The following is a 25,700-nucleotide window of genomic DNA, read 5'->3' as shown; positions in this document are numbered from 1 at the left end:
ATCGGAGGTATCGGCGCTGTCATACGCAGCGCCGCTGACGTGCACCGCCCAAGGCGCAAGCCCGTCAGCTTACGGAGACACAATATGAAGATTGCGCAGATCGCCCCTCTGACCGAATCGGTGCCGCCGAAGCTTTACGGCGGCACGGAGCGCGTCGTGTCGTACATCACCGAGGCGCTGGTCGAACTCGGCCATGACGTGACGCTGTTCGCAAGCGGCGATTCCGTGACCAGCGCGAAGCTCGAAGCCGTCTGGCCGCGCGCGCTGCGGCTCGACCCGGGCATTCGCGATCGCGTCGCGCCCCATATGCTGCTGATGGAACTGGTGCGCCGCCAGGCCGAAGACTTCGACGTTCTGCATTTTCACCTCGACTATTACTCGTTCTCGGTTTTCAAGCGTCAGGAAACGCCGTTCGTAACGACCATGCACGGCCGGCTCGACTTGCCGGAGCAACAGCCGGTATTCGACACCTTTAACACGGCGCCCGTGATCTCGATTTCGAACGCGCAGCGCCATCCGCTGCCGCAGGCCAAGTGGTTGACCACCGTGTATCACGGCTTGCCTGAGCAGCTCTATACGCCGCAACCGGTCGAGCAGAAGTACCTGGCGTTTCTCGGCCGGATTTCGCCGGAAAAGCGGGTCGACACGGCGATCCGGATTGCCGGCCGTTGCGGTATGCCGATTCGCATTGCGGCGAAGGTGGACGCGGCCGACCGCGAGTATTTCGAACGCGACATCCGTCCGTTGCTGGATTTGCCCTATGTGGAGTTCATCGGCGAGATTGCGGATCATCAGAAGGCCGAGTTCCTGTCCGGTGCGCACGCGTTGCTGTTTCCGATCGACTGGCCCGAGCCGTTCGGTCTCGTGATGATCGAAGCAATGGCATGCGGCACGCCGGTGATCGCGTTCAACCGCGGCTCGGTGCCGGAAGTGCTGGAAGACGGCGTGACGGGCTTTATCGTGGAAGACGAGATCGGCGCCGTGGCGGCGGTCAATCGTCTGCACAAGATGCCGCGTGCGGGCGTGCGGCAGCGCTTCGAGGAGCGCTTCACCTCGCACCGCATGGCTCAACAGTATGTGAACGCGTATCAGTCGGTGATTCGCGCGCAGAAGCGTTCGCGCTTCAAGGTGATCGATACGTCGGGAAGCTGATCCGAAGGGATTCAGCCAACGCGGCGGGATAAAAAAGAGCGGCGATGCGTGGTGCGCACCGCCGCTTTTTATTGCCGCATCACTCGGAACAGCGAGGCGCCGCGGACGGCCGGGACTTGTGCGTCAGGCCATGCGGTACGCCCGCGCTGAACCTCGGCCCACAAAAGCTCACCGGCGCGGCGCGTGCCGCGTTGTTTGCAATGCACAGGCGGTCCGCGTGGGATTGCGTCTGATCCGGCCACCGCTGCTCACGGAACCCGGCGGATCAGACGCACACCCCGCAGACCGGCAATCGGACCGCGCGCGTTAGATCTTCAGACGCGAGACCTTGGTGCCTTGCAGTGATACATCGGCCATCAGGCCGGCATTGGTGAGCACGAACACCTCGACCGGCGCCGTTGCCGTGTTGGTGTCGATCGCGCCGTTTGCGCCCATCTTCACCAGCGCGACCGAGGCGTCGCCGCCCGCCGACCAGCCGTCGGCATTGCGGAATTTATCCAGTGCATCCTGCGTCATGAACAGGAAGATGATCGCCTTGGATTGCGCACCTGCCTGAAAGCCGAACGAACCGGAAATCGTGCTGTAGTAGCCGACCGTGCCGCCGCCGACCCGCAGCGAGCCTTCGCCGTACTGACCGCCGACGATAAAGCCCACCTGAAGTACCGACGGGAAAACGAGAACGCCGCGCGCCTTCGAGACCAGTTCGCGCGAGCCTTGCACGGTCGTGAAGAGCCGCGACATGGTGCCTTCGACGCTAGCGTCGATCGACTGGCGTTTGGATGCGTCGGTGGCGGGTGTGTCAGGGTTGCCTTTGTTCGTCGTACAACCAGCGAGTGCAAGGCCTCCGAAAGCGAGCGCAGCGGTAGTCTTCAACATGAAGTTTCGTCTTTGCATCGTTTTTCTCCGTCATGGTTCCGGGGCGCAACCTCATTTGATATTGCCGGGTTGCCTTTGAGTTATATCACACGCAAGCACAAATGGCGCGCTTCCTTGGCAGGCCAAGAGCCTTGTGTGACGGGGGTTTCGGGCAAATCGTAAGACGTCGTGCTGTAATTTTGACTGCTGCGGGAGCCTGCGGCGTAGCCGCGCGCGCCGCGCGTTGGAATGGTTCCGGGGAAATCGTGCCTGATTTGATTGGGCTCAATGGAAGGGTACCCGTGAGCGCATCGACGGATCATTTTTACCGATTTTTCGCCGGGCGTATAAGCGTTGCAATCAAACTGAAAGTGTTGCTTCGACGCCGCAGATCTGATGCCGGATCGGATGAGCACTTTCATCCGTGATTCGCCGGACTTTTGACCGCAGGCGGACGCCGCAATACGCGACGCACCATGCCGATCAACATGCCGAGCAGGAACAGCGTCACGGCCGGCACGATCCAGTAGCCGACGAATGCATGCCAGAGGTAAGCCATCAGCGTAGCGCGGCGCACGCTGTATTCATTGCGGGCGTCCTGTTGACGCGCCGCGTTCGCGGCCAGCACCTCGCTTGGGCAGCCTGCGGCTTGCGCCTCATCGGGCTTGCCGCGGCAGCGCGCAGGGGCGCCGGCGGCGCGTTGTGCGTCGGTGAAATTCCAGCTGGTGAGCGCGCGGTCGAGGTCGACGGCGTTGTACGCCATTTCCTCGCGAATCTCGCTCACCACCACGATCGCCACGGGCACCGCCCAGAATATGATGACGACCAGCCACCGCCTCAGCCAGCGGTTTTTATGCTTCGATACCATCCTTGCCTCCGATGGATGCTCTGCAGCACCAACGACAAGATGGCGGCCCGTCTAATGTTGTATATGGGGGTGGGCCGTCTCCGCAGCCATCATAGAAGAAAAATGGCGCGTTCGGGCGGGTGGACAGTGAAGGGCGGGGCGGGAGGCAGGCAAACAGCGCGCCGGATACGGCGTCGCTGTGTTCGAACGGAAAGCGCTCGTGCGCCGCGCTCGTCGCGCGGCGCCGATTCGCTATGTTTGACTTGCTGTGATCACTTGGACGGCGCGGACGACAGGCAACTCTTCATGAACGCCTTGCGGTCATCACCCTTCTTGTCGGTGGCTTGCGTGTTGCACGCCTTCATCTTGTCCTGCTGGCTCATCGGCGCGGCGGCGGCCGGCTTGGCGGACAGGCAGGTCTTCATGAATGCCTTGCGGTCGTCGCCCTTCTTGTCGCCGGCCTGCTTGTTACAGTCGGCCATTTTCGTTTGCTGGCTGTTCTCCGCGAACACCGGCGAAACGAGGACAGCGCCCAGCACCAGCGTAGCGATAGCGGATTGGATTTTCATGTGACACTCCATCGGTGGTGAAAACGTTTTTGGTCGTTCATGCGCGCGGGCGTCAACGGTATCCAGGACCCTCGGCACGTCCATTATGGCAAATGCTGTCTGCCAGAACGGCCAAAACAGCAATCCGGTTGACACGCGCTCACGCTGGTTTTCCCCTACGTGGCGGGGATTCGCGCCGGATTGGAGAATGAAAGGACAATGGCGGCCATGTCGAATTATGTTATGCATTCCAGATTAATTGCATAAGGCGAATACAAACGAATTAGCACGGCATCATTCGATAGAATGAATCTGGAAATTCAAACATGCTTTGTGCATTGCTGCAGGTGCAATTGAATAGTAAATCGGCATGAAATTCTGTATCCCGATATATGGGTAATATTGACCGCGATGCATGCCGCGGTTGCGTCGCTGGTCCACTTCCCCGCACCGTCCCAAGGAGGCTCTCCATGCACTATCTGTTGATGTATGACCTGGTGTCCGACTACCTGGAACGGCGTGCCGTATACCGCGACGAGCATCTGAAGCTCGCGTGGGCCGCCGCGGGGCGCGGCGAACTGCTGCTGGGCGGCGCGTTGAGCGAGCCCACCGACACCGCTGTTCTGCTCTTTCAGAGCGACTCTCCCGCAGTCGCCGAAGCCTTTGCCCAAGCCGATCCCTATGTGCTCTCCGGTCTCGTGACGCGCTGGCGCGTGCGTGAATGGACGACGGTGGTCGGCGAGGGCGCGGCAAAGCCGGTACGTTGAAACCCAATCGAGCGGGTCGTATCGGAGAAGCGCTGAGCCGCGCAGTCAGTCGGCGGGTGGCGCGCTGCGTTCGCCGCGTCGCACAGGCCGATGTCCACGCGCTCATGTACCGCGCATAGTCTTTCCGGGCGCGGCTTCCCCGCACCTGTTCCTCACAAAGCCGCAAGCGAAATGCATCGAAATATCGAGTCGAGGAGATCGCCGATTCATTAAAGCCTATTCACGCGTGATGCCTAAATGTTGTGCGCTGCAATAGCGTCGTTTTGTGCCCGGAAGCAACAGGAGTTCTGTGACGGTAATGCGAGAAAAGACGCAGCAAAAAGGACAAGATTGTTTCTATCCGTAACACTTGTCTCACTCATATTCACGGAAACCCTGGGGATGGTATGCTTCGTGCACAAATTCTCCCATGCACGAGTGAGACCACGTTTTGTGCTTCGCAATAGGGATAAGCCGCACTAAGAAAGGGCGGGTTTGACCAGCTGACAGAACGTACAAAACATATTTGTGCAACCGCGGGCTGCACACGAATCGTGAAAGTTGAATTCGTGGCGTCCCAAAGCCGCGGCCCGGCCAGGCTGCGTGGAGAAAACCCAATGTTTTTCGATGAGCTAAGCAATGACGAATGGGCGCTGCTGGCAGCGCTTGTCTCAGACGAGCCGGCCGTCCGTTTAAACCGGCGTGGCCGGCCTCGCGCCGAACCGCGCATCGTGGCGAACGCCGTCCTGTGGATTCTCACAACCGGTGAACCCTGGTCGAAACTGCCCGGCCGTTACCCGTCGGGTCCCACTTGCCGGCGCCGCTTTGAAGAGTGGCAATTGAACGGCACGCTGCTGGAGATGGTTCGGCTGTTGTCGCAAACCGGTCGCACTTTTGCGTACGTCCCTCAACCGGCGCCGCCCGTCGCGGCCAAACCCGCCGCACCGGTAGCGGAAAGCCCCCGCACGCGCGACGAGAATCTGCGTGGCGTGTCGTGGAGAAGTCCCGAGTCGTGGCAGGCGCCCGGTATGTCGAGCAGCCTCGCCAACTGGCGTTCGGCCGATCCGATTGCCGACATGACGCGGCAGTTGTCCGGGGTTGCTAATGGAACTTCAAACGGAGTTTCAGGCGCGGTTTCAAGCGGACTTTCAAGCGGTGTGGCGAACGGCATGACGAACGTCTCGCCAGTGTCGCGCGCACCGGCGTCGCACGGTGCAGCGCCTGCGCGGTATGTCGCGCGCGCAGAACTGCCTCGCGCGGACGAAGCGGGCGCGGTGAATGCGGCCATGCACGGTTTGAACTCCGCCATCGCGTCGGCGCGCGGCACGCCCGCGCCCGATGATCGGCGCAGTCCGCTGTCGATGAGTCTCGCGCCTCGCGGCACGGAAATCGCCGACCGCGGCTATGTGATCTATGTCTCGGCTGAGCGGGTGCCGAACGCCATGTATCGCGCATGGGCGGAAATCATGAAGGACGGCAAACGCGTCGAGCGCTCCGGCCTCGTCGGCCCGCGCTTTGAGGATGCGCAAGCGGCAGAGCACTACGCGCTGGACTGGGCGCGCCAGTGGATCGACCGTGAATGCCTCACGCTGGCAGCGGCAGCTGAATCAGCAGCATCGGCGCATGCGTCAGCGAACCCGGCGCACGCCGCGGCTCGTCCGTTGCCAGCCTTGCGCCATGTGCCGGAGCCCGTCGCGGTCAATCACGGCGCGCCTTTGCATGGACCGCTGAACGCGTTCCGTGGCCCGCTGCGCCGTTATCCCGGCGAACCGGCGGCTGTCAACGCAGCAACCGAGAGCAGTGCATCAGACCGTTTTCCGTCGTACACAGAACTCATCTCCCACGCGGGATGAGCGCGGCGGCTAGCACGGCATTTCCCCGCGGCCGGTAGGAGCAACCGCCGCAGGTTCCCGCTTCATTCGTTGTGATTCAATGGTGATGTCAGCAGGACGCCATTCCTGACGCCCTGGATTGACGTGCGTTACTGGCGTCCGTAGGTGTCGTCGAAGCGCACGATATCGTCTTCGCCGAGATACGAACCGGACTGGACCTCGATCATTTCGAGCGGCATCTTGCCGGGGTTTTCCAGGCGGTGGGTGACACCCAGCGGAATATAGGCCGATTCGTTTTCGGAGACGATAAAGCGCTCTTCACCGCGCGTGACGAGCGCCGTGCCGCGCACGACGATCCAATGTTCGGCGCGGTGATGATGCATTTGCAGCGAGAGCCGCGCGCCTGGTTTCACCACGATCCGTTTGACCTGGAAGCGCTCGCCGGTGTCGACCGAATCGTAGTTGCCCCACGGGCGGTGCACCTTGCGATGATTGGCCGCCTCCAGTCCGCCGTCGTTGCGAATCCGTCCCACGATCTTCTTGACGTCCTGCACGCGCGACTTGTCGGCTACCAGAATGGCGTCGGCCGTTTCAACCACCACGAGATCCTGCGTGCCCACGCAGGCAATCAGGCGTCCTTCCGAATGCGCGAAGGTCGAGGCGGCGCCTTCGAACATCACACGTCCACGCCCTACGTTCTGATCGGCGTCCTTGTCCGAGATGTCCCAGATCGCGTCCCACGAACCCACGTCGGACCAGCCCGCCTGCAAAGGCACGACGATGCCCGAGGCCGCGCTCTGATCGTTGCCGAGCTGTTCCATCACCGCGTAGTCGATCGAATTCGACGGTGACGCGCTGAACGCGTCGCGTTGCAGACGGAAGAAGTCGCCGTCCGCCTTGCCGCCCGCGAAGGCCGCGTCGCAGGCTTCATAAATGGCCGGCTGGAAATGGCGGATCGCCTTCAGCCAGGTGGACGCACGCATGATGAAGATGCCGCTATTCCACCAGTACTCCTGCGATTCGATATAACGCTGCGCCAACTCCAGATGCGGCTTCTCGACGAAGCGATCGAGCTTGTGTGCGCCGATCTTGCCGATGGTTTCGACACCCGCGTCCTGTGCATCATTAGTCGTGCCAAGCGCCGCGCCGATACGAATGTAGCCATAGCCCGTTTCCGCGCGCGTCGGCACGATACCCATCGTGACGATATGACCAGCTGCCGCGTGCTGCACGCCGGTCGCCACTGCCGCATGAAATCCGTCGATATCCGTGACAGCGTGATCGGCGGGCATGACCACCATGATGCCGTCTTCGTCCTGCGCGGCGACGGAGAGGGCGGCCACCGTGAGCGCCGGCGCCGTGTCGCGTCCGGTGGGCTCGAGAATCAGCCGGGTTGGCTTGCCGCTCGTGCGCAGTTGCTCGGCGGTCGTGAAGCGCTGGTCTTCATTAGCCACCACGACGAGTTGCTCGGTAAGCGGATAGCCGGCTTCAAGTCCGTCGAGACGGCGCGTGGTGGATTGCAGCAGCGAATCTTCGCCGAGCAGGCCGATGAGCTGCTTTGGGTGCTGTTCGCGCGACATCGGCCACAACCGCGTGCCGGAGCCGCCTGCCAGAATCACGGGATGAACCTTGAGCTTGACGTTCAGGGACTTGACTTGCATAGACCGGGTGTCGGCGGGCGTGGCCGTAACCGGAGCTGTCATGATGGACTCCTCGAGGCTGGGTGAATGCGTCGAGTTTTATCACGAACTCAGGAATCAATAAAAGCGCGTTAAATAGAAACTATATAAAGCGCCCAATAAATTTATCCATTTCGTGAAGAAAAAATGTCCGGATAATTTTTTAAAAAGAAAAATTACCCGAAAAAAATCCCGCACCATTTTTTTATCGTCATTCATGCCGCAGAATAACGACAGAAGGCGCTGCGTAAGCTTCGTAGGAAAACGCTCAGAAAGCATGAAATTGGCTCGTATAAACGCTTGCCGGGCATCAGTCAAACACCAAATCCGGTAAGAATTGCCGAACAAAATTGAGAAAAAATGCTGGAATTTTGACCGATACAATTTGAGATATTTTGCGGTCTTGCGGCGGGAATTTTAATATCGCTTTATCTATACCTGTACAAGGGTATTCACTCATTCCGACACGCGTTTCCCAATCCGGCCGTGTAGACGGTTTTTCGAACGGGAAACAGAAGGGCAATTAGCACGGCTTCAAATAGTTTCGCGTCGCGCATGAATTTGCATGACGCGCATACCGGCGTTGTGCGTCCCGTCGCCGGACCGGATTTCAATCAACCAACGGATGGCACTTGACTGACGAACTGAGGGGCAGCGCATGCTGAGCGTTCTATCGAGAATCATCGACATCGCCATGGTCGCGCTCGGCGCCGCCATCGCGGCGGCCGTGCACAGCGGGAAAGTGGTGTGGCTGGACGATATGCAAAGCGTCTCGCTCGCGTTCGACTGTCTGCTGGTGGTGGTGTTTTTCCCCGCGCTCGGGATCTATCAGTCATGGCGCGGCAAGCCGCTGTATGACATGCTGAGCCGCGTGGCGGGCGGCTGGCTGCTGGTGGAAATCACCGGCGTGCTGATCAGCTTCAGCCTGCACCGCTCGGACAGCCTGTCGCGGCTGTGGCTCGTTTATTGGGCCGTGGCGACCATCGTGCTCCTGATCGTCACCAAGGTGATCGTCTATTCGATTCTGCGCGGACTGCGCCGCGAGGGCTTCAATCAGCGCGCGGTGGCGATTGTCGGTGGCGCGCCGTATGGGCGCTTTCTGATCCAGCAGATGCGCAGTCGTCCGGAGGCTGGGTTCAGCCCAGTCGTGGTGTTCGACGAGGACGGCACGATCAATCCGTATGAAGACCCGGATGCGGGCGAGGCGATCGAAGGCGTGCCGGTCGAGCGCGACTATCAACGCATGCTGCACCTCGTGCGCCAGCGCGCGATTCGCGAACTGTGGCTCGCGCTGCCGATCTCGAAGGAGAAAGCGATCCATCGCTTCGTGATGGACCTGCGCAACGACTTCGTGAACATCCGCTTCATTCCGGACGTGCGCAGCCTCACGCTCTTCAATCAGCCGATGGTCGATCTGCTCGGCGTGCCGGCGATCAACCTGGCCGCCTCGCCGATCACCGATCTGCGCGTGCTGCCCAAGCGCGTGTTCGACCGTCTGTTCGCGCTCGCCGCGTTGACCGCGCTCGCGCCGGTCATGCTGGTGATCGCCGCCGCGGTGAAGCTGAACTCGCCCGGTCCCGTGTTCTTCCGGCAGAAGCGCAAAGGTATCGACGGCAATCAGTTCGAGATCTACAAGTTCCGCTCGATGCGCGTGCACAAGGAAGAGGTTGGCAAGATCACCCAGGCTACGCGGCGCGATCCGCGCATCACCGCGGTCGGTGCGTTCTTGCGGCGCACGAGCCTCGACGAGCTGCCGCAGTTCATCAACGTGCTGCGCGGCGAGATGTCGGTGGTCGGCCCGCGTCCGCATGCGCTCGAACACGACGACATCTACAAGGATCTGGTGAAGGGCTACATGCACCGCTACCGGATCAAGCCGGGCATTACCGGTTGGGCACAGATCAACGGCTATCGCGGCGAAACCGATCGCATCGAAAAGATGATGGGCCGCGTCAAGCTCGATCTGTACTACATGCAGCACTGGACCTTCTGGCTCGACATCAAGATCGTCGTGCTGACGCTGTGGAAGGGCTTCGTGGGCAGCAACGCATATTGACCCGCTGATTACCCGCTCATTGCACGCTTATTGAGCCTTAGCCGCGCAATGCATCGCGCGAGCGCATTCCTGAATCAACTCCATTTTCGAGGTGTAATACATGAACCTGACGATCATCGGTAGTGGCTACGTGGGCCTCGTGACGGGCGCGTGTCTGGCCGACATCGGCCACGATGTGTTCTGTCTCGACGTCGATCAGCGCAAGATCGACGTGCTCAACAACGGCGGTGTGCCGATCCATGAACCGGGTCTGCAGGAGATCATCGCGCGCAATCGCAAGGCCGGCCGTCTGAAGTTCTCGACCGATGTCGAAGCGGCCGTCGCGCACGGCGATATCCAGTTCATCGCGGTCGGCACGCCCTCCGACGAGGACGGTTCCGCCGACCTGCAATACGTGCTGGCCGCCGCGCGCAATATCGGCCGATATATGACGGGCTTCAAGGTGATCGTCGACAAATCGACGGTGCCGGTCGGCACGGCCTCGCGCGTGCGCGAGGTGATCGCCGCCGAGCTGGCCGAACGCAATGCCGCGCATATGTTCTCGGTGGTGTCGAATCCCGAGTTCCTGAAAGAGGGCGCGGCGGTGGAAGACTTCACGCGGCCCGATCGCATCGTGCTGGGTTGCGACGAAGACGTGCCCGGCGAGAAAGCGCGCGAACTGATGAAGCGCCTCTACGCGCCGTTCAACCGCAATCGTGAACGCACGCTGTACATGGACGTGCGCTCGGCCGAATTCACCAAATACGCGGCCAACGCCATGCTGGCCACGCGTATTTCGTACATGAACGAACTGGCGAATCTGGCCGACCGCGTCGGCGCGGATATCGAGGCGGTGCGCCGCGGCATCGGTTCCGATCCGCGCATCGGCTACGACTTCCTGTATGCCGGTTGCGGCTACGGCGGTTCGTGCTTTCCGAAAGACGTGCAGGCGCTGATCCGCACGGCCGCGGACCACAAGGCGAATCTGCGCATTCTCGAAGCGGTCGAAGCGGTCAACGACACGCAGAAGAAAGTGCTCGCGCACAAGATCGTCTCGCGTCTGGGCGAAGATCTGTCGGACCGCACCTTCGGCGTATGGGGCCTCGCCTTCAAGCCGAATACCGACGACATGCGCGAAGCGCCGAGCCGTCCGCTGATCGCCGAACTGCTGCGCCGCGGCGCCCGCGTGAAGGCGTACGACCCGGTCGCGATCGACGAATCGAAGCGGGTATTCGCGCTCGATCTGAAGGACGTGCCGCAGCAGCACGCACGCCTCGAATTCGTGAAGGAAGAGATGGATGCGGCCGTTGGCGCCGACGCGCTGGTGATCCTCACCGAGTGGAAGGTGTTCAAGAGCCCGGACTTCGATTCGCTCAAACGGATTCTCAAGACGCCGCTGATTTTCGACGGCCGCAACCTGTACGAACCGGACGCGCTGCTCGAACTCGGCATCGAGTATCAGGCGATCGGCCGTCAGCACGCGCTGCGCAACGCACCGGCGAAGGTCGGCGCAAACGGCTTGCCGCTCGCGCGATCGGAAGCGGCGGAAACGCCGGATACGGCCGAAGCCGGCCGCTGATCCGGTTCCGACGCACGGATACGCCGTCACCACGCGCCTCATCACGGAGCCTGCCATGTTTGCCAACGTTCTGATCGTTTGCCACGCCAACGTGTGCCGTTCGCCTGCCGCGGAAATGCTGTTCAAGGCCCGGCAACGCGCGGCGTCGCGTTCGCATTCGGCGCCGATCGCGTTTCATTCGGCGGGCCTGCGCGCGGTGAACGGTCACGGCATGGACCCTGTGATGCGGCGCCTGCTCGACGAGCAGGGCGTCGCCTCGGGCATCCACTACTCACGGCGTCTGAACCGGCAACTCGTGCGCAACGCCGATCTGGTGCTGGTCACCGAGCGCGCGCAGGTGAGCGACGTCGAAGCGCTCGATCCGGCCTCGCGCGGCAAGGTCTATCCGCTCGGCAAGTGGGAAGCGGATTCCGACGTCGCCGATCCGCATGGCGGTGCGGAAACCGCTTATAGGGAGAGTCTCGTGCTCATCGAACATCTGGTCATGGGATGGCTGAAAAAAATATGCTGATGAAAAAACTCGCTGCACACTCGTTCGCGAACGGCAAGTACACGAATTTCAAGTCGAACCTTGCCGCCACGCTTTTGCTGACGTCCTTTCTGTCGGCCTGCGCCACCGCACCTGGCAATTACCTCGACACCTCCCGTCTGAAAGACGATGGCCAGCACGACAGTCAACCCGCCGAGACCTATCCGGTCCATGTGATCGACGCCGCCGTCGTGACCGCGCAGGCGCAAGCCGCCGCCGCGAAGACGCAGGTGCTGCCGCCCTCGACGCTGAGCGACCCGTCGCAGTACGTGTACCGCCTGTCGCCGCAGGACATTCTCGGCATCACCGTGTGGGACCACCCTGAACTGACCACGCCGCAGGGCAGCACGCTGTCGGCGGGCGGCAACACCACGCAGTCGGTCGGCGGCGCCTTGCAGCAGCCGTATACGGCCGCGCTGCCGGGCCAGGCCGACCCGTACGGCCAGACCATCGCCGCCGACGGCACGATCTTCTTCCCGTTCGTCGGCCGCATCCGGGCCGCCGGCAAAACCGTCGGCGAGGTGCGCGATCAGTTGAGCGCCGGCCTCGTGCGCTATATCCGCAATCCGCAAGTCGACGTGCGCGTGCTGTCGTACCGCGGCCAGAAGGTGCAGGTGACCGGCGAAGTGAAGACGCCGGGCCCGCTCGCCATGAGCGACGTGCCGCTCACGCTGGTCGACGCGATCACGCGTTCGGGCGGCACGAATGCGGACGCCGACATTCAGCGCGTACGTCTCACGCGCAACAACAAACTCTATGTGCTCGACGCCGACCGCATGCTCGATCGCGGCGACACCACACAGAACGTGATGCTGCAGAACGGCGACGTGATCAACGTGCCTGACCGCACCGACAGCCGCGTGTTCGTGATGGGCGAGGTGAAAACGCCGATCCAGTTGCCGATCATCAAAGGTCGCATGACGATCGCCGATGCGCTCACGCAAGGCGGCGGCATTCTCGACACGGACGCCAATCCGCGCCAGATCTTCGTGATGCGCGGCATGAAAGACCATCCGACCACGCCGGATGTCTACCGCCTCGACATGACGCAACCGGACGCCATCATGCTGTCCTCGCAGTTCCAGTTGCAGCCGCTGGATGTCGTGTACGTGGGCACCGCTGCGTCGACCACCTTCAACCGTGTGTTGCAGCAGGTGTTGCCGAGTGTGCAGACGTTGTTCTACCTGAAACAGCTGACGCGCTAATCGTCTGAGCCGTCGTCAGGCCCGCGCCGCGCCGTCCTTCAGGGACGCGGCGCGGGACCGAAGCAAATGCCGATGTAACCGATACGGGAAGCGAACTGTGAGCAACCAAATCTCTCCACACATGGCCGGTCCGATCAAGACCGAAGAAGAGGACGTCGTCCTCGGACAACTGGTCCAGGTGATCCTCGACGACATCTGGTGGCTCATCGCGATTGCCGCCGTGATCGTCGCGATCGCGGGCGCGTACTGTTTCCTCGCCAAGCCGATCTATTCCGCCGATGCGCACGTGCGAGTCGAGCAGTCCGACAACACGTCGCAGGCGCTCACGCAGACGCAAACGGGCGCCGCGATCACCACCGGCTCGACCTCGCTGCCCACCGACGCCGAAATCGAAATCATCAAGAGCCGCGGCGTGGTCGGCCCGGTCGTGCAGCAACTGAAGCTGAACTTCAGCGTCACGCCGAAAACGCTGCCGCTCCTCGGCAGCATCGCCGCGCGCATGGCGACGCCGGGTCAGCCGGCGCGTCCGTGGCTGGGTCTGTCGTCGTACGCATGGGGCGGTGAAGAGGCCGACGTCGATTCGATCGACGTGGTGCCCGCGCTGGAAGGCCAGAAGCTCACCATGAAGGTGATCGACGACCAGCACTACGAACTGTATGCGGCAAACGGCGCGCTGTTGCTGCGCGGCCTCGTCGGCCAGCAGGAGCAGGGCGGCGGCGTGACCATGATGGTCAACAAACTGGTGGCGCGCCCGGGCGAGGAATTCACGGTGATGCGCGCCAACGACCTCGACGCGATCTCCGCGTTCCAGTCGGCCATCACGGTGCAGGAGCAGGGTAAGCAAACCGGCGTGATCCAGATCTCGCTGGAGGACAAGAGCCCCGAACATGCCGCGCTCGTCGCCAATGCGCTGGCCGAGTCGTATGTGCGCCAGCACGTGCTGAACAAGCAGGCCGACGCGAGCAAGATGCTCGACTTCCTGAAGAGTGAAGAGCCGCGCCTGAAGTCCGATCTCGAACGCGCTGAGGCCGCCTTGACCGCGTATCAACGTCAGTCCGGCTCGATCAACGCGAGCGACGAGGCCAAGGTGTACCTCGAAGGCAGCGTGCAGTACGAGCAGCAGATCGCCGGCTTGCGCCTGCAGATGGCGCAGCTCACCGAGCGTTACGGGGACGATCACCCCATGCTCGTCGCCGCGCGTGCGCAGATGGCCGAATTGCAGGCGCAACGCACCAAATACGCCGACCGCTTCCGCGATCTGCCGGCCACCGAAGTGAAGGCCGTGCAATTGCAGCGCGACGCGAAGGTGGCCGAAGACATCTACGTGCTGCTGCTCAACCGCGTGCAGGAACTGTCGGTGCAGAAGGCCGGCACCGGCGGCAACGTGCATATCGTCGACGTCGCGCTGCGTCCGGGTGTGCCGGTCAAGCCGAAAAAGGCGCTGATCCTGTCGGCGGCGGTGATTCTCGGGCTGATCGCGGGCACGGGTTTCGTGTTCCTGCGCCGCAATATGTTCAAGGGCATCGACGACCCGGATCACATCGAGCGCGCATTCCATCTGCCGGTGTTCGGCCTCGTGCCGCAGAGCGCCGAACAGGCCGTGCTCGAGACCAGCTTCCAGCGCGGCGGCGAACGCCTGCGCTCGGTGCTCGCGAATGCGCGGCCCAAGGACGTCACGGTGGAAAGCCTGCGCAGCCTGCGCACCTCCATGCAGTTCACCATGATGGATGCGAAGAACCGCATCGTCATGCTGACGGGTCCGATGGCCGGAGTCGGCAAGAGCTTCCTGACGGTCAACCTCGCCGTGCTGCTCGCGAATTCGGGCAAGCGCGTGCTGATGATCGATGGCGACATGCGCCGCGGCGTGCTCGAGCGCTATCTGGGCGGCGTGCCGGATAACGGTCTGTCCGAATTGCTGAGCGGGCAGATCTCGCTGGAAGAAGCGATCCGCAGCTCGAACGTGGACGGCCTGAGCTTCATCTCGTGCGGCCGCCATCCGCCCAATCCGTCGGAACTGCTGATGTCGCCGCGCCTGCCGCAATACCTCGACGGTCTCGCCAAACGCTACGACGTGATCATGATCGACACGCCGCCGGTGCTGGCCGTGACCGATGCGTCGATTATCGGCGCGTATGCCGGTTCGACCTTCTTCGTGATGCGCTCGGGCGTGCACAGCGAAGGCGAGATCGCGGACGCGTTGAAGCGTCTGCGCGCGGCCGGCGTGCACGTGCAGGGCGGCATTTTCAACGGCATGCCGGCCCGCTCGCGCGGCGGCTACGACCGGGGCTACGCGGCGGTTCAGGAATACCTGAGCACTTGAGCCGGATGCGTTTAGGGATGCAACTCGAACCTCGCGCAACGACGTTAAAAAAGGACATCACGATGAAAGTGACGGTACTGGTTCCGACTTATCGACGCCCGGCCGATCTGGCGCGCTGCCTCGCCGCGCTGCAACGGCAGTCGCGTCTGCCGGACGAAGTAGTGGTGGTGGCGCGCGCCGACGACGAAGCGACCCACGCCTGCCTGCGCGACCCGGCCGTGCCGGGCGCGTTGCCGCTCTCGGTGGCGCTGGTCGAGGTGCCCGGCCAGGTCGCGGCGCTGAATCGCGGGCTGGACGCGGCCAAAGGCGACGTGATCGCGATCACCGACGACGACGCCGCGCCGCACGCCGACTGGGTCGAACGCATTGCGGCCGCGTTCGCGAGCGATGCGCGCCTCGGCGCACTCGGCGGGCGCGACTGGGTGCACGAGAAAGGTCGCGTGCTCGACGGCGAGCGGCCGCTGGTGGGCAAGGTCACGGCGCACGGCAAGATTATCGGCAATCATCATCTCGGCGTGGGCGGTGCGCGCGAAGTGGACATTCTGAAGGGCGCGAACATGAGCTACCGCCGCGAGGCGGTGCGCACCATCCGCTTCGACGCGCGCCTGCGCGGCGCGGGCGCACAGGTTCACAACGACATGGCGTTCAGCCTGGCGGTGAGGAACGCCGGCTGGAAGCTGATGTACGACCCGCGCGTGGCGGTCGATCACTTTCCCGCCGAGCGTTTCGACGACGACCGGCGCGACGCGCAAACCATGGCGGCCTTGCGCAACGCCGCGTTCAACTTCCATCTGATCCTGCGCGACCAGTTGCCGCCGCTGCACCGCGAGACCGCGTGGTGGTGGTGGACGCTGGTCGGCACGCGAGTTTATCCAGGGCTCACGCACGCGGCGCTCGCGCTGCTCTCGAAGCAGGCGGGCCTGAAGCTCACGCGCTGGCGAGCCGTGCGCACCGGCGCGCACGAAGCGCGCCGCGCGCTGTCCCGCGCCGCGTGAGCACGACACCGCGCCGCACGTCCCGCACGTTCGCGCATCGGCGCACGGCCCGCATCAGGGCCGCCGATGCCCCTTTCCACCGGCAGAGCGGAGTGTCTGCATGAGTACGAAAGTTCACGTTCATCTGTTTTACGGCGCCGACCCGCGCTTTTATCGACAGGGCGACGACATTGGTTGTCTGTACGGCTATCACCACGCGGAATCCGACGCGTTCAAGCTCACCTATTCGCAGGACGCCCGCGAAGGCAAACCGGTGCGCCTGTTGCGCCGTGCGCTGAAGGCGGCGCTCGGCTTCGACTTCATTCATACGTGGCGCAACCGCGCCGAGATGCTGCGCTCGGACGTGATCTGGACGCACACCGAACAGGAATGGCTCTCGGCGGCGCTCATGCTGCTGCTGAGCGGCCGCAAGGCCGGCGCCGATCACGGCCCCTTGCTGCTCGCGCAAAGCGTGTGGCTGCTCGATAAATGGCCTTCTTACGGCATTTTGCGCAGTTGGCTGTATCGCAAGCTGATAACGCGCGCCGATCAACTCACCACGCTCGCGAGCGAAAACGCCGGGCTGTGCCAGCGTTACTTCGATCGCGACGCCAAGGCGTTGCTGTACGGTCTGAATACGCGCGATTTCCCGGTCAAGACGCCCACCGAATGGACGCCGCACACGCCGATCCGCATCGCCGCCATCGGCAACGACCGTGACCGCGATTGGGAAACGCTCATCAAGGCATTCGGCAACGACGCGCGCTACACGGTGAAGCTCGCGACGCGGCGGCGCATTCCCGCTTCGCTGCGAGCGCCCAACGTCGAGATCGCGCTGTTCTCCGGCATCAAGAAACAACACGAACTGTACGACTGGGCCGATGTGATCGTCGTGCCGCTGCGGCCGAATTCGCACGCCTCCGGCATCACCGTCATGCTCGAAGCCGCCGCGGTCGGCAAGCCGATGGTGGTCACGAATGTCGGCGCGTTGCAGGATTATTTTCCGGCCGGCGAGGCGTCTTATATCCCGCCGTTCAACCCGCAGGCGTTGCGCGAGGCCGTGGACCAGCTCGCAGCCGAGCCCATGCACGCATTGCGCCAGGCGCAGGCGGCCGCGGCCGGCCTGCTCGCGCGCGATCTAACCACACAGCACTACGCCATGCAGCATGTGCGGATCACGCAGGAGATGCTGCGCTCTCGCGCCGCGGCGCGCGCGCGCTCGGCGGCCGGCATGACGACGGCGGCTGCGGGTGTGTCCGAGTCCGAGCGGCCGGCGCGCCAGTCGCGCGGGGGGCTCTGAACGATGTCGACGATTGCGCGAAGCGCCGCAAGCGCGAACGGCACGGGACGGGCCAAGTCCCGCGCCCGCAAGGAATGGCTGCCGGAGGCTTTGCTGTGGTTCGTCACGACGCTGCTGATCGGCGCGCATCAGGGCACGGTGCTCACGCTCGCGTTTCCGGTGCTCGCGATCCTGACTGGCCTGTGGCTCTACTTCAAGAGCCCGGCGCGCTATATCGGCTTCATGTGGTGGCTGTGGTTCCTGAGTCCGGAGGTGCGGCGTCTGGCCGACTGGTCCAAGGGATCGTTCACACCGACCAGCCTGATTCAGGTCGCACCGCTCGCGGTGACGATGATCAGCGCGCTCTCGCTGCTGCGCTACTACAAGCTGCTCGCGCAACGGCGCGGCCTGCCGGTGCTGCTGGTCCTGCTCGGGCTCATCTATGCGTTCCTCGTGGGCGTGATGTCGAGCGGGCCGCTCGCGGCCACCTACGACCTCGCCAACTGGCTCTATCCGATCCTGATCGGCTTTCACATCATGGCGAATACGCGCCAGTATCCGCAGTACCGCGACACCATCGTCAACACGTTCATCTGGGGCATGCTGGTGATGGGCGGCTACGGCCTCGTGCAGTTTTTCATCATGCCGCAGTGGGACGCGCTGTGGATGCTCGGCTCGCAGATGAACTCGCAAGGCGATCCGGTGCCGATGGGCGTGCGCGTGTTCAGCACGATGAATTCGTCGGGACCGTTCGCGTTCGCGATGATGGGCGCGATGGTCTTCGTGATGGCGGCCACGCACCGGGTGCGCTGGGTTGCCGCGGCGCTGGGCTTTTTCTCGTTCGCGCTGAGCCTCGTGCGCTCGACGTGGGGCGGGTGGGTCATCGCGTTGCTGATCCAGCTCGTCAAGTCGAACAACAAGGTGCGCGTGCGTATCGTGGCCAGCGCGGTGTTGCTGGCGGGGCTATGCGTGCCGCTGCTGGCGGTCGGCCCGGTGGCCGAGCGGATGCAGGCGCGCCTGACCACCATCGTCAACCTGAACGACGACCAGAGCTACGCCGCGCGTAACGAGTTCTACGCGACCTTCGCCAAAACGGCCTTTACCGATGTATCCGGCGAAGGCATGGGCGCCACCGGCACCTCCACCAAGCTCTCGAACGACGGCGGCCAGCTCGGCCAGTACGGCAACTTCGACAGCGGCGTGATGAACATTCCGTTCGTGCTCGGCTGGCCCGGCACGCTGCTCTACATGTCCGGAATTATCTGGCTGGTGACGCGCGCGGTGCTCGCGTCGTTCAAGCTGCGCAACGATAAATTCGTGTCTGCCTGCATGAGCCTGAGTCTCGCCACCTTCGCGATGCTGGTGTTCACCAATTCGCTGGTCGGCACCGGCGGCCTGCTGCTTTTCATGGGTGTTTTCTCGATTCTTTCCGCGGTGCATTACGAAAAAATCAACCGCGCCAATGCGTCATACCGCACGCTATCTATCCACGGAGGCACTGATTGAGAGTCGCCATTGTCACGCACGTTGTGCGCCATAACGACGGCCAGGGGCGCGTCAACCACGAGATCGCCCGCGCGGCGCTCGACGAGAACATCGGCGTCACGCTGGTCGCCTCGCACGTCGCGCCGGATCTGCTCGCGCATCCGAACGTCCGCTGGGTGCCGGTAAAAATCGGCCGCTGGTGGCCGACCAATCTGCTGCGCCAGCAGGTGTTCGCATTCAAGAGCGCGATGTGGCTGCGCGCGCATCGCCGCGAGTACGACGTGCTGCACGTGAACGGCTTCATTACGTGGATGCCCGCCGACGTCAACACCTCGCACTTCGTGCATAGCGGCTGGTTCGGCAGCAAGTACTACCCATTCGGGCTCACCAAGGGCGTGTGGTCCGCGTATCAGTCGGTCTATACGCGCTGCAATGCGCTGCTGGAGCGCTGGGCTTACCGGCGCTCGAAGGTCATCACCGCAGTGTCGCAAAAGGTCGCCGATGAGATCCGCGCGATCGGCCTCACGCCCGGCAACCGTGTCGATGTGATCTACAACGGCGTCGATACGCAAGGCTTTGCCGCGGCCTCCGGCGACCGCGAGAAATTCGGTTTGCCGAAGGACGCGTTCCTGCTGTTGTTCGTCGGCGACCTGCGCACGCCGCGCAAGAATCTCGGCACCGTACTCGCCGCGCTCAAGTTTTTGCCCGAGCACGTGCAGATCGCGGTGGCCGGCTTCCTGCCGGGCAGTCCTTACCCGGAAGAGGCGAAGGCGCTCGGCATCGCGCATCGCGTGCATTTTCTCGGTCTCGTGAAAGAGATGCCGGTGCTGATGCATTCGGTCGACGCCTTCGTGTTCCCGTCGCGCTATGAGGCGATGAGCCTGTCGCTGCTCGAAGCGATGGCGGCGGGCTTGCCCGTGGTCACGGCGCGCACGGCAGGCGGCGCTGAAATCATCACGCCGGAATGCGGCATCGTGCTCGACGATCCGGACGATCCCAAGGCGCTGGCCCACGCGGTCGCACGCCTCGCCGAGAACCACGCGGCGCGCCGTGCGATGGGCGTGGCCGCCAACGAACTCGCAACCGGCTTCGGCTGGGCGCGCATGGCCGCGCAATACATCGCGCTGTATCGCCAGTTGGCGGGGCAGCAGAAGGATCGCCGGCGCAGCGAGGCGGAAGCGGCGGCGGTCGCCAAGACCGACGCGCTGACGCTGAACACGCTGGCCGGCCAGAAGAGCGCGGAATGACGCGGCGGGTTCGTATCGACCCGCCGGCGGTTTCATCGCTTAACCATCACAACTCTCAGAACGCACAGGGGTCACAACCATGACGACGAGCTCTATCAAATCGCTGCAGATCGGGATGCATTGGTTCCCCGAGCGCGCGGGCGGCCTCGACCGCATGTACTACTCGCTGGTCGGCGCGCTGCCGGGCGCGGGCGTCGCGGTGCGCGGCGTGGTGGCCGGCTCGCCGAAGGTAGCCGCCGACACCGGTGGCGCGATCAACGGCTTCGGCTCCGCCGCGCAATCGCTGCCGTTGCGGCTGATGGCCGCGCGCCGCGCGCTGCGCCAGGAACTCAGCACGTCACGCCCGGACGTGATTTCGTCGCACTTCGCGCTCTACACGTTTCCGGGCCTCGACGTGACGCGCGGCATTCCGCAGGTCTCGCATTTTCAGGGACCATGGGCCGACGAGAGTCACGTGGAAGGCGCCGATTCGCTTGGCCAGCGCGCCAAGCGCTATCTGGAGCAATCGGTCTATGCGCGCTCGTCGCGGCTGATCGTGTTGTCCGAAGCGTTCGGCAAGATTCTGACGTCGCGCTATCGCATCGCGCCGGACCGCGTGCGCGTCGTGCCCGGTTGCGTCGATGTCGAGCAGTTCAATCTGCCGATATCTCCGGCCGAGGCGCGACTCAAACTGCAATTGCCGCAAGACCGGCCGATCGTGCTGGCGGTGCGGCGTCTGGTGCGCCGCATGGGCCTCGAAGATCTGATCGATGCGATCAAGCTGCTCAAGCGCAGTGCGCCGGACGTGCTGCTGCTGATCGCGGGCAAGGGGCGGCTGGAGGGCGAACTGCAGGCGCGCATCAATGAAGCGGGTCTGGAAGATAACGTCAAGCTGCTGGGTTTCGTGCCCGATCAGCATCTGGCGGCGCTCTATCGCGCGGCGAATATCAGTGTCGTGCCGACCGTCGCGCTGGAAGGGTTCGGCCTGATCACGGTCGAATCGCTGGCCTCGGGCACGCCGGTGCTGGTCACGCCGGTGGGCGGCTTGCCGGAAGCGGTGGCGGGTTTGTCGCCGGATCTGGTGCTGCCGGGGACGGGTGCGAAGGCGATCGCGGACGGACTGGCGGGCGCGCTCAACGGTACGCTGAAATTGCCGGATGCCCAGGCATGCCGCCGTTATGCGCGCGAGAACTTCGATAACGCGGTGATCGCGAAACGGGTGGCCTCGGTGTATAGCGAGGCGATTGCGGCGGGTGGGGTGCACTGAATCAAGCCTGAGGCGCGGTGAAATGAAAAAGACGCGGGGCCTCGATCATTGCGATCGGGCGCCGCGTCTCTTCTTGCAAGAGCGCATTCTTAGCGAACGCGGAACTCGGTTTTTGGCATCACATCCCGGCTTGGAGGAACTTGCGGCGTTGTAACTAATGCGCAAGGGGCGGAAGGGGGTTTTTTAGATCGGCCGACCGTATCCATCCGGTAATAACGGGATCGCGGGTCGACGAAACCAGGTTGGGGTTCGCAAACCGGACATGGGCAAAGTCGCCGCGCTTCGAAATTATCAGCGCAATATCTCCCCTCAGCAAAAATCTTTTCTCTATTTCTGCGCCAGGCTGGCGATAGAAAAAAGTTTTCCGGTTCGCAATTCCAATCCCAACGACCTCGATCTTTTTCTCGACGGTGAAACGCGTCGCAGCGGGATCGTCGGGAGACTTTCCAAAATCTGCTCCGATCCCATTGCAGGCGCCTTGAGGCTTTTCTGTTCTAATAACCCATTTTTCTGAGCTAACAAATAAATCTCCTGATACGTCAAACAGTTTATCCCTGTCCGTGTAGGCAAAAGATGCCTGGTGAAGGTTTGGGCTATATGTTTCGATTCTTATTTGGGCGGGGGATCTATTATCGATATTTTTAAGCTGGTTGACTCCTGAAAACATGAATAGACAGGAAAACCTTTCGTCTTTGGAGTAATAGTATCCGTAGACATTGTCTCCAGCGCGAATTGCCACAAAAAAAGGGTTGTCGAAAATCAATGCCTCTGCGGAGCTAGCGGCATTGCAAGTAAGTGCAGCCAACGTCATCAGGCACAGGCGCCCCCATTTACTTATATTTATCATAGTTTCTCTTCATTGTTGAAGCATAGGATGGTGGGCAGTTTGCACCGTTATAAGCCTGCGCAAAACCGGCCCAATTCTTGTCTCGTAGCGCGTCTAACGCCAAAGGGCTGACATATGAAACATAGGCGAAAAATAGTTCCAGCTGTTCGTTGATGCCGGTCATCACGCTATTCGCCAATGCTGCCGGCGAAGAGTAGCCGCACTCCTTATAGAAGTAACCCATCACCTGAAATGCTCCCCACGAACACGCCATGAATGCGGCATTGGAATCAAGGTTTGCTGCTCTTACCATCCGCTGGTACTGATACATGATGTCTGTGTCGCTGTGCGTCCAGATTCCATTCTCTGCGGGCTCGCCCATGCTGTAGCCTCCCGATTTGGGCCACGACAAATCAGGCACCTTCGGGAACGGATTCTTCTGTTTTTGCCAAACCCCATTGGCTCTTTTGTTGACAGCCAATGATGCTCTAAAAAAATAATGGCGTTCGAAGCGGATCTTTGGCAACCCATTGTCACAGAATCCGAATCCCGAGGATTCGGTCTCGGCTACAGCCTTAACAGCAGCGACTTCGCAATTTATTCTCCGCGAAATCTCGGCGTACTTCGCATCGGAAATATCCAGACTCTTTGGGAAATTCAACCGGGATGCAAGTAGATTTATCGCGATGGTTCGCGGCTTGCCTGTATCGACTACGCGGTAATGATGCTCAATCGTGATTGTGGTTTTTGATTTGCCGGTGGCGGGATCGTTTTGCGTTTCATTCCTTTTCGCCGGAAAGTCCTTTTTTACCTTGCCCTGCTCGGTGACCTTTCGAGCGGAGCCGATGTAAGGGCCAAACTCATTAATCAGCCTATCCATCGTCATGATTTCGCCGTCTTTCATGACGGGAATGGTCACGTCCTGCTCGAATGTATTCTGCGGCGTAATCTGCGTCACACCGTCAAGATGATATTCGGGACTGTTGATCACATAGGCATTCACGTCCTTTGTTGGCGTTACCGTTGCCTTCCATACATATTGTCCATGGCGGTTCCTGACCAGGACATCAAGCGGCTGGCCACGCGCGGCGTTCTGGATCGTTATGGCGTACCCGTCTTTGTCTGTCACGGCGTCAGTACTGTTGTTCGCCGTTGCCTCTAGTGCTGGCGGTTCTGACTCGGGCCGCGGTGCCGTGTCGGAGCCGGTCACCCAAATCGGAGCCGGCGCCGCGCCAGTCCCGGCTGCAACGCGCACAGCGAGCCGCTCGATAGGGTGATTCAGTGCGTCGCGGAAAACGATAGTCACTTCAACAAACGGATCAGGCGGCGCTTTTGGGCGCGTCGAGGCATGCCCATTCTGATGCGGTTTATTCAAGGAATTCCTCCAGCGTGTTTAACGTTATCGCCCGATAGCTGCCCTTTGCCCCCGCGGCCCAATTCGATGCGGTCAAAACCCGCTCGACAACGAAACGATTTTCCACACCGATCTCGTAGTTGACCTTTGTGGGCGTGGGCGCGTGGGCGGCTGCCGTAGCGCCTTCCTTCAACATTCCCCGCTGCCAGCAATCAGCCGTCTGACAGGTAGATGCGATCAAGCTGACTCTCCCGCCATTGAACCCACACAATGAAATACGGCAGCCGTAATGGTGTGGGCGGTCATGGGCCGCGGTTGGGGACTAACCAGGGAGAGGTGCACGCCAAGCGGGAGCGGAGCGAACGGTTGACGGGACCGCCTGAGCGCGACACCCGATTTGACCGCATGGCGAGAGTTTCAGGTATCGGACCGTTCCGGTTCTGCTGTCAGATCATTACGACAGGCTGTTGGATTGCGCGAGCGCATCGACGGTGCGGGCTCCCTCGTCCTGAGTTGGGCGCCTTCGCGCGTAGGCGTGCGCAAGCTGACTGATCGTCAGGCCGCGATACGGGCGCCATGCAGTAACGGCACGCAGATTTCGGTGAGCTGGGGGATGTATAGATTCATGGCGAAGGACGGCCACGAATGCGGGGTCGACTGGCACTTCACGACGGACCCTGGCGGCACCGGTTGTGCCTCCGGTTGCGAAACATCATCGTGCTTTGCGTCGAACTGTTGCCGATCTAACGGAGGTCTATCGGGCGCGGTGAAAGGCGGTCGAATTCCTTGAATCGCCGCTCCATAAGGGGCGACGCCTGTTCGCGTGTTCTCGCAACGAGGCATGGCATGAGAAAAGACACCAGCCGGTGACGATGCGCAACCGCCGGCACGGCGGCGCCTCGTCACCGCGAATCAGAACGTCTCGTGATGCTGGTTACGTCCGAGATCCGCATGAACCATCATGTGGCACAGCTGTTCCAGCGTGGTTTCCGGCTTCCAGCCGAGTTTTTCGTGAGCCTTGTCGGCACAGCCGATCAGCAGGTCCACTTCGGCGGGGCGATAGAACTTCGGATTGACGCGCACCAGGGTCTTGCCGGTGGCGACATCGATACCGGTTTCGCGTTCTTCCTTGCCCGACCATTCAAGCTGGTAGCCCGCGGCAGCGAACGCCATGCGCACGAAATCGCGGACCGTTTCGGTGCGGCCGGTGGCGAGCACGAAGGTGTCCGGTTCATCGGCTTGCAGCATGCGCCACATGCCTTCCACGTATTCGAGCGCGAAGCCCCAGTCGCGTCGTGCGCTCATGTTGCCGAGTTCGAGCACGTCCTGCTTGCCGAGCTTGATCTTGGCGACGGTGTCGGTGATCTTGCGGGTGACGAATTCGCGGCCACGCAGCGGCGATTCGTGATTGAACAGAATCCCGCTGCTCGCGAAAAGACCGTACGACTCGCGATAGTTGATCGTCGACCAATGCGCGAACAGCTTGGCCACGCCATAAGGGCTGCGCGGATAGAAGGGCGTGTCCTCGCGTTGCGGGACGGCCTGCACGAGGCCGAACATTTCCGACGTCGACGCCTGGTAGTAGCGGGTCTTCGGGTTGAGAATGCGGATGCCTTCGAGCAGATTCAGTGCGCCGATGCCGGTCACTTCAGCGGTCGTCACCGGCTGGTCGAACGAAACGCCCACGAAGCTCTGCGCGGCGAGGTTGTATAACTCGTCGGCCTGCGCGCCTTCGAGCAGACGCAGCGTCGAACCGAGATCGGTGAGGTCGTGTTCGACGAGGCGCAGATTCGGATGATCGAGCACGCCAAGCTCACGCATGCGCCAGAAATTGACGGAGCTCGTGCGCCGGTAGGTGCCGGTCACGTGGTAGCCCTTGTCGAGCAGCAGTTTGGTCAGATAGGCGCCGTCCTGTCCGGATACGCCGGTGATGATCGCTTTGCGTGGTTGGCTCATAGCTTG

General features: G+C 62.2%; 21 protein-coding genes. 13 read left to right on the top strand and 8 right to left on the bottom strand.

What is annotated here, in order from left to right; all coding sequences use genetic code 11:
• Nucleotides 1-84: 84 nt before the first annotated feature.
• Nucleotides 85-1,152 (top strand): glycosyltransferase family 4 protein, encoded by a 1,068-nt coding sequence (locus P0D68_RS07970; protein ID WP_408292786.1) that lies wholly within the window; start codon nt 85-87, stop codon nt 1,150-1,152.
• Between the two features lie 306 nt (nt 1,153-1,458).
• Here the strand turns inward: P0D68_RS07970 and P0D68_RS07965 are convergent, their stop codons facing one another.
• From P0D68_RS07965 to P0D68_RS07955, 3 genes are all read right to left on the bottom strand, one after another.
• A complete protein-coding gene (locus P0D68_RS07965; RefSeq protein WP_408184687.1) occupies nt 1,459-2,046 on the bottom strand; it encodes a BPSL1445 family SYLF domain-containing lipoprotein in 588 nt (195 codons plus the stop codon).
• A 379-nt stretch (nt 2,047-2,425) separates the two neighbouring features.
• Nucleotides 2,426-2,875 (bottom strand): hypothetical protein, encoded by a 450-nt coding sequence (locus P0D68_RS07960; RefSeq protein ID WP_408292783.1) that lies wholly within the window; start codon nt 2,873-2,875, stop codon nt 2,426-2,428.
• A gap of 251 nt (nt 2,876-3,126) precedes the next feature.
• Entirely contained in the window at nt 3,127-3,423 is a 297-nt protein-coding gene (locus tag P0D68_RS07955) for a PsiF family protein (protein WP_408184690.1), read from the bottom strand.
• A 449-nt stretch (nt 3,424-3,872) separates the two neighbouring features.
• On the opposite strand from P0D68_RS07955, the gene P0D68_RS07950 reads away from it, so the two are divergent.
• On the top strand, nt 3,873-4,169 hold the full coding sequence (locus tag P0D68_RS07950) for a YciI-like protein (RefSeq protein ID WP_408292780.1): 297 nt from the start codon (nt 3,873-3,875) through the stop codon (nt 4,167-4,169).
• 596 nt (nt 4,170-4,765) lie between these two features.
• On the top strand, nt 4,766-6,001 hold the full coding sequence (locus P0D68_RS07945; protein ID WP_408292777.1) for a DUF6566 family protein: 1,236 nt from the start codon (nt 4,766-4,768) through the stop codon (nt 5,999-6,001).
• A gap of 128 nt (nt 6,002-6,129) precedes the next feature.
• Here the strand turns inward: P0D68_RS07945 and P0D68_RS07940 are convergent, their stop codons facing one another.
• A complete protein-coding gene (locus P0D68_RS07940) occupies nt 6,130-7,683 on the bottom strand; it encodes a mannose-1-phosphate guanylyltransferase/mannose-6-phosphate isomerase (protein WP_408292774.1) in 1,554 nt (517 codons plus the stop codon).
• Nucleotides 7,684-8,317: 634 nt separating this feature from the next.
• Between P0D68_RS07940 and P0D68_RS07935 the strand changes: the two genes are divergently transcribed.
• The 10 genes from P0D68_RS07935 (at nt 8,318) to P0D68_RS07890 (ending at nt 21,558) form a co-directional block, all read left to right on the top strand.
• Nucleotides 8,318-9,715: an undecaprenyl-phosphate glucose phosphotransferase gene (locus P0D68_RS07935; RefSeq protein ID WP_091794297.1), complete on the top strand. Its 1,398-nt coding sequence runs from the start codon at nt 8,318-8,320 to the stop codon at nt 9,713-9,715.
• Nucleotides 9,716-9,815: 100 nt separating this feature from the next.
• Nucleotides 9,816-11,273 carry a UDP-glucose dehydrogenase family protein gene (locus P0D68_RS07930; RefSeq protein ID WP_091794294.1) on the top strand — a complete coding sequence of 486 codons (1,458 nt, stop codon included), beginning with the start codon at nt 9,816-9,818 and terminating at the stop codon, nt 11,271-11,273.
• A gap of 55 nt (nt 11,274-11,328) precedes the next feature.
• Nucleotides 11,329-11,784: an arsenate reductase/protein-tyrosine-phosphatase family protein gene (locus P0D68_RS07925; RefSeq protein ID WP_091794292.1), complete on the top strand. Its 456-nt coding sequence runs from the start codon at nt 11,329-11,331 to the stop codon at nt 11,782-11,784.
• Nucleotides 11,778-13,007 carry a polysaccharide biosynthesis/export family protein gene (locus tag P0D68_RS07920; RefSeq protein ID WP_091794289.1) on the top strand — a complete coding sequence of 410 codons (1,230 nt, stop codon included), beginning with the start codon at nt 11,778-11,780 and terminating at the stop codon, nt 13,005-13,007. The genes P0D68_RS07925 and P0D68_RS07920 overlap by 7 nt, the downstream gene beginning before the upstream one ends.
• 121 nt (nt 13,008-13,128) lie before the next feature.
• Nucleotides 13,129-15,327, top strand: coding sequence for a polysaccharide biosynthesis tyrosine autokinase (locus P0D68_RS07915; RefSeq protein ID WP_408293620.1), 2,199 nt, complete (start codon nt 13,129-13,131; stop codon nt 15,325-15,327).
• 62 nt (nt 15,328-15,389) lie between these two features.
• Nucleotides 15,390-16,322: a glycosyltransferase family 2 protein gene (locus P0D68_RS07910; RefSeq protein ID WP_091800524.1), complete on the top strand. Its 933-nt coding sequence runs from the start codon at nt 15,390-15,392 to the stop codon at nt 16,320-16,322.
• 100 nt (nt 16,323-16,422) lie between these two features.
• Complete coding sequence (locus P0D68_RS07905; RefSeq protein ID WP_408292768.1) at nt 16,423-17,601, top strand: glycosyltransferase; 1,179 nt, start codon at nt 16,423-16,425, stop codon at nt 17,599-17,601.
• Between the two features lie 3 nt (nt 17,602-17,604).
• A complete protein-coding gene (locus tag P0D68_RS07900; protein ID WP_408292765.1) occupies nt 17,605-19,086 on the top strand; it encodes a glucose-6-phosphate isomerase in 1,482 nt (493 codons plus the stop codon).
• Nucleotides 19,083-20,312: a glycosyltransferase family 4 protein gene (locus tag P0D68_RS07895; protein WP_408292762.1), complete on the top strand. Its 1,230-nt coding sequence runs from the start codon at nt 19,083-19,085 to the stop codon at nt 20,310-20,312. Before P0D68_RS07900 ends, P0D68_RS07895 begins: the two co-directional genes overlap by 4 nt.
• Before the next feature lie 79 nt (nt 20,313-20,391).
• Nucleotides 20,392-21,558: a glycosyltransferase family 4 protein gene (locus tag P0D68_RS07890; protein WP_408292759.1), complete on the top strand. Its 1,167-nt coding sequence runs from the start codon at nt 20,392-20,394 to the stop codon at nt 21,556-21,558.
• A gap of 154 nt (nt 21,559-21,712) precedes the next feature.
• On the opposite strand, the gene P0D68_RS07885 is transcribed toward P0D68_RS07890, so the two are convergent.
• The 4 genes from P0D68_RS07885 to gmd all read right to left on the bottom strand — a co-directional run bounded on the left by P0D68_RS07885 (nt 21,713) and on the right by gmd (nt 25,694).
• Nucleotides 21,713-22,405: a hypothetical protein gene (locus P0D68_RS07885; RefSeq protein WP_408184699.1), complete on the bottom strand. Its 693-nt coding sequence runs from the start codon at nt 22,403-22,405 to the stop codon at nt 21,713-21,715.
• On the bottom strand, nt 22,389-23,759 hold the full coding sequence (locus tag P0D68_RS07880) for an N-acetylmuramidase family protein (protein ID WP_408292756.1): 1,371 nt from the start codon (nt 23,757-23,759) through the stop codon (nt 22,389-22,391). The genes P0D68_RS07885 and P0D68_RS07880 overlap by 17 nt, the downstream gene beginning before the upstream one ends.
• Entirely contained in the window at nt 23,752-23,979 is a 228-nt protein-coding gene (locus tag P0D68_RS07875; RefSeq protein ID WP_408292753.1) for a hypothetical protein, read from the bottom strand. Before P0D68_RS07875 ends, P0D68_RS07880 begins: the two co-directional genes overlap by 8 nt.
• Before the next feature lie 671 nt (nt 23,980-24,650).
• Entirely contained in the window at nt 24,651-25,694 is a 1,044-nt protein-coding gene (gene gmd, locus P0D68_RS07870; protein WP_408184702.1) for a GDP-mannose 4,6-dehydratase, read from the bottom strand.
• Nucleotides 25,695-25,700 lie beyond the last annotated feature (6 nt).

The sequence above is a fragment of the Paraburkholderia sp. RL17-380-BIE-A genome (genome assembly GCF_046028085.1).
Lineage (GTDB): Bacteria > Pseudomonadota > Gammaproteobacteria > Burkholderiales > Burkholderiaceae > Paraburkholderia.
The sequence above is the reverse complement of the archived record's forward strand: the minus strand, read 5'-3'. Positions and strand labels throughout refer to the sequence as shown.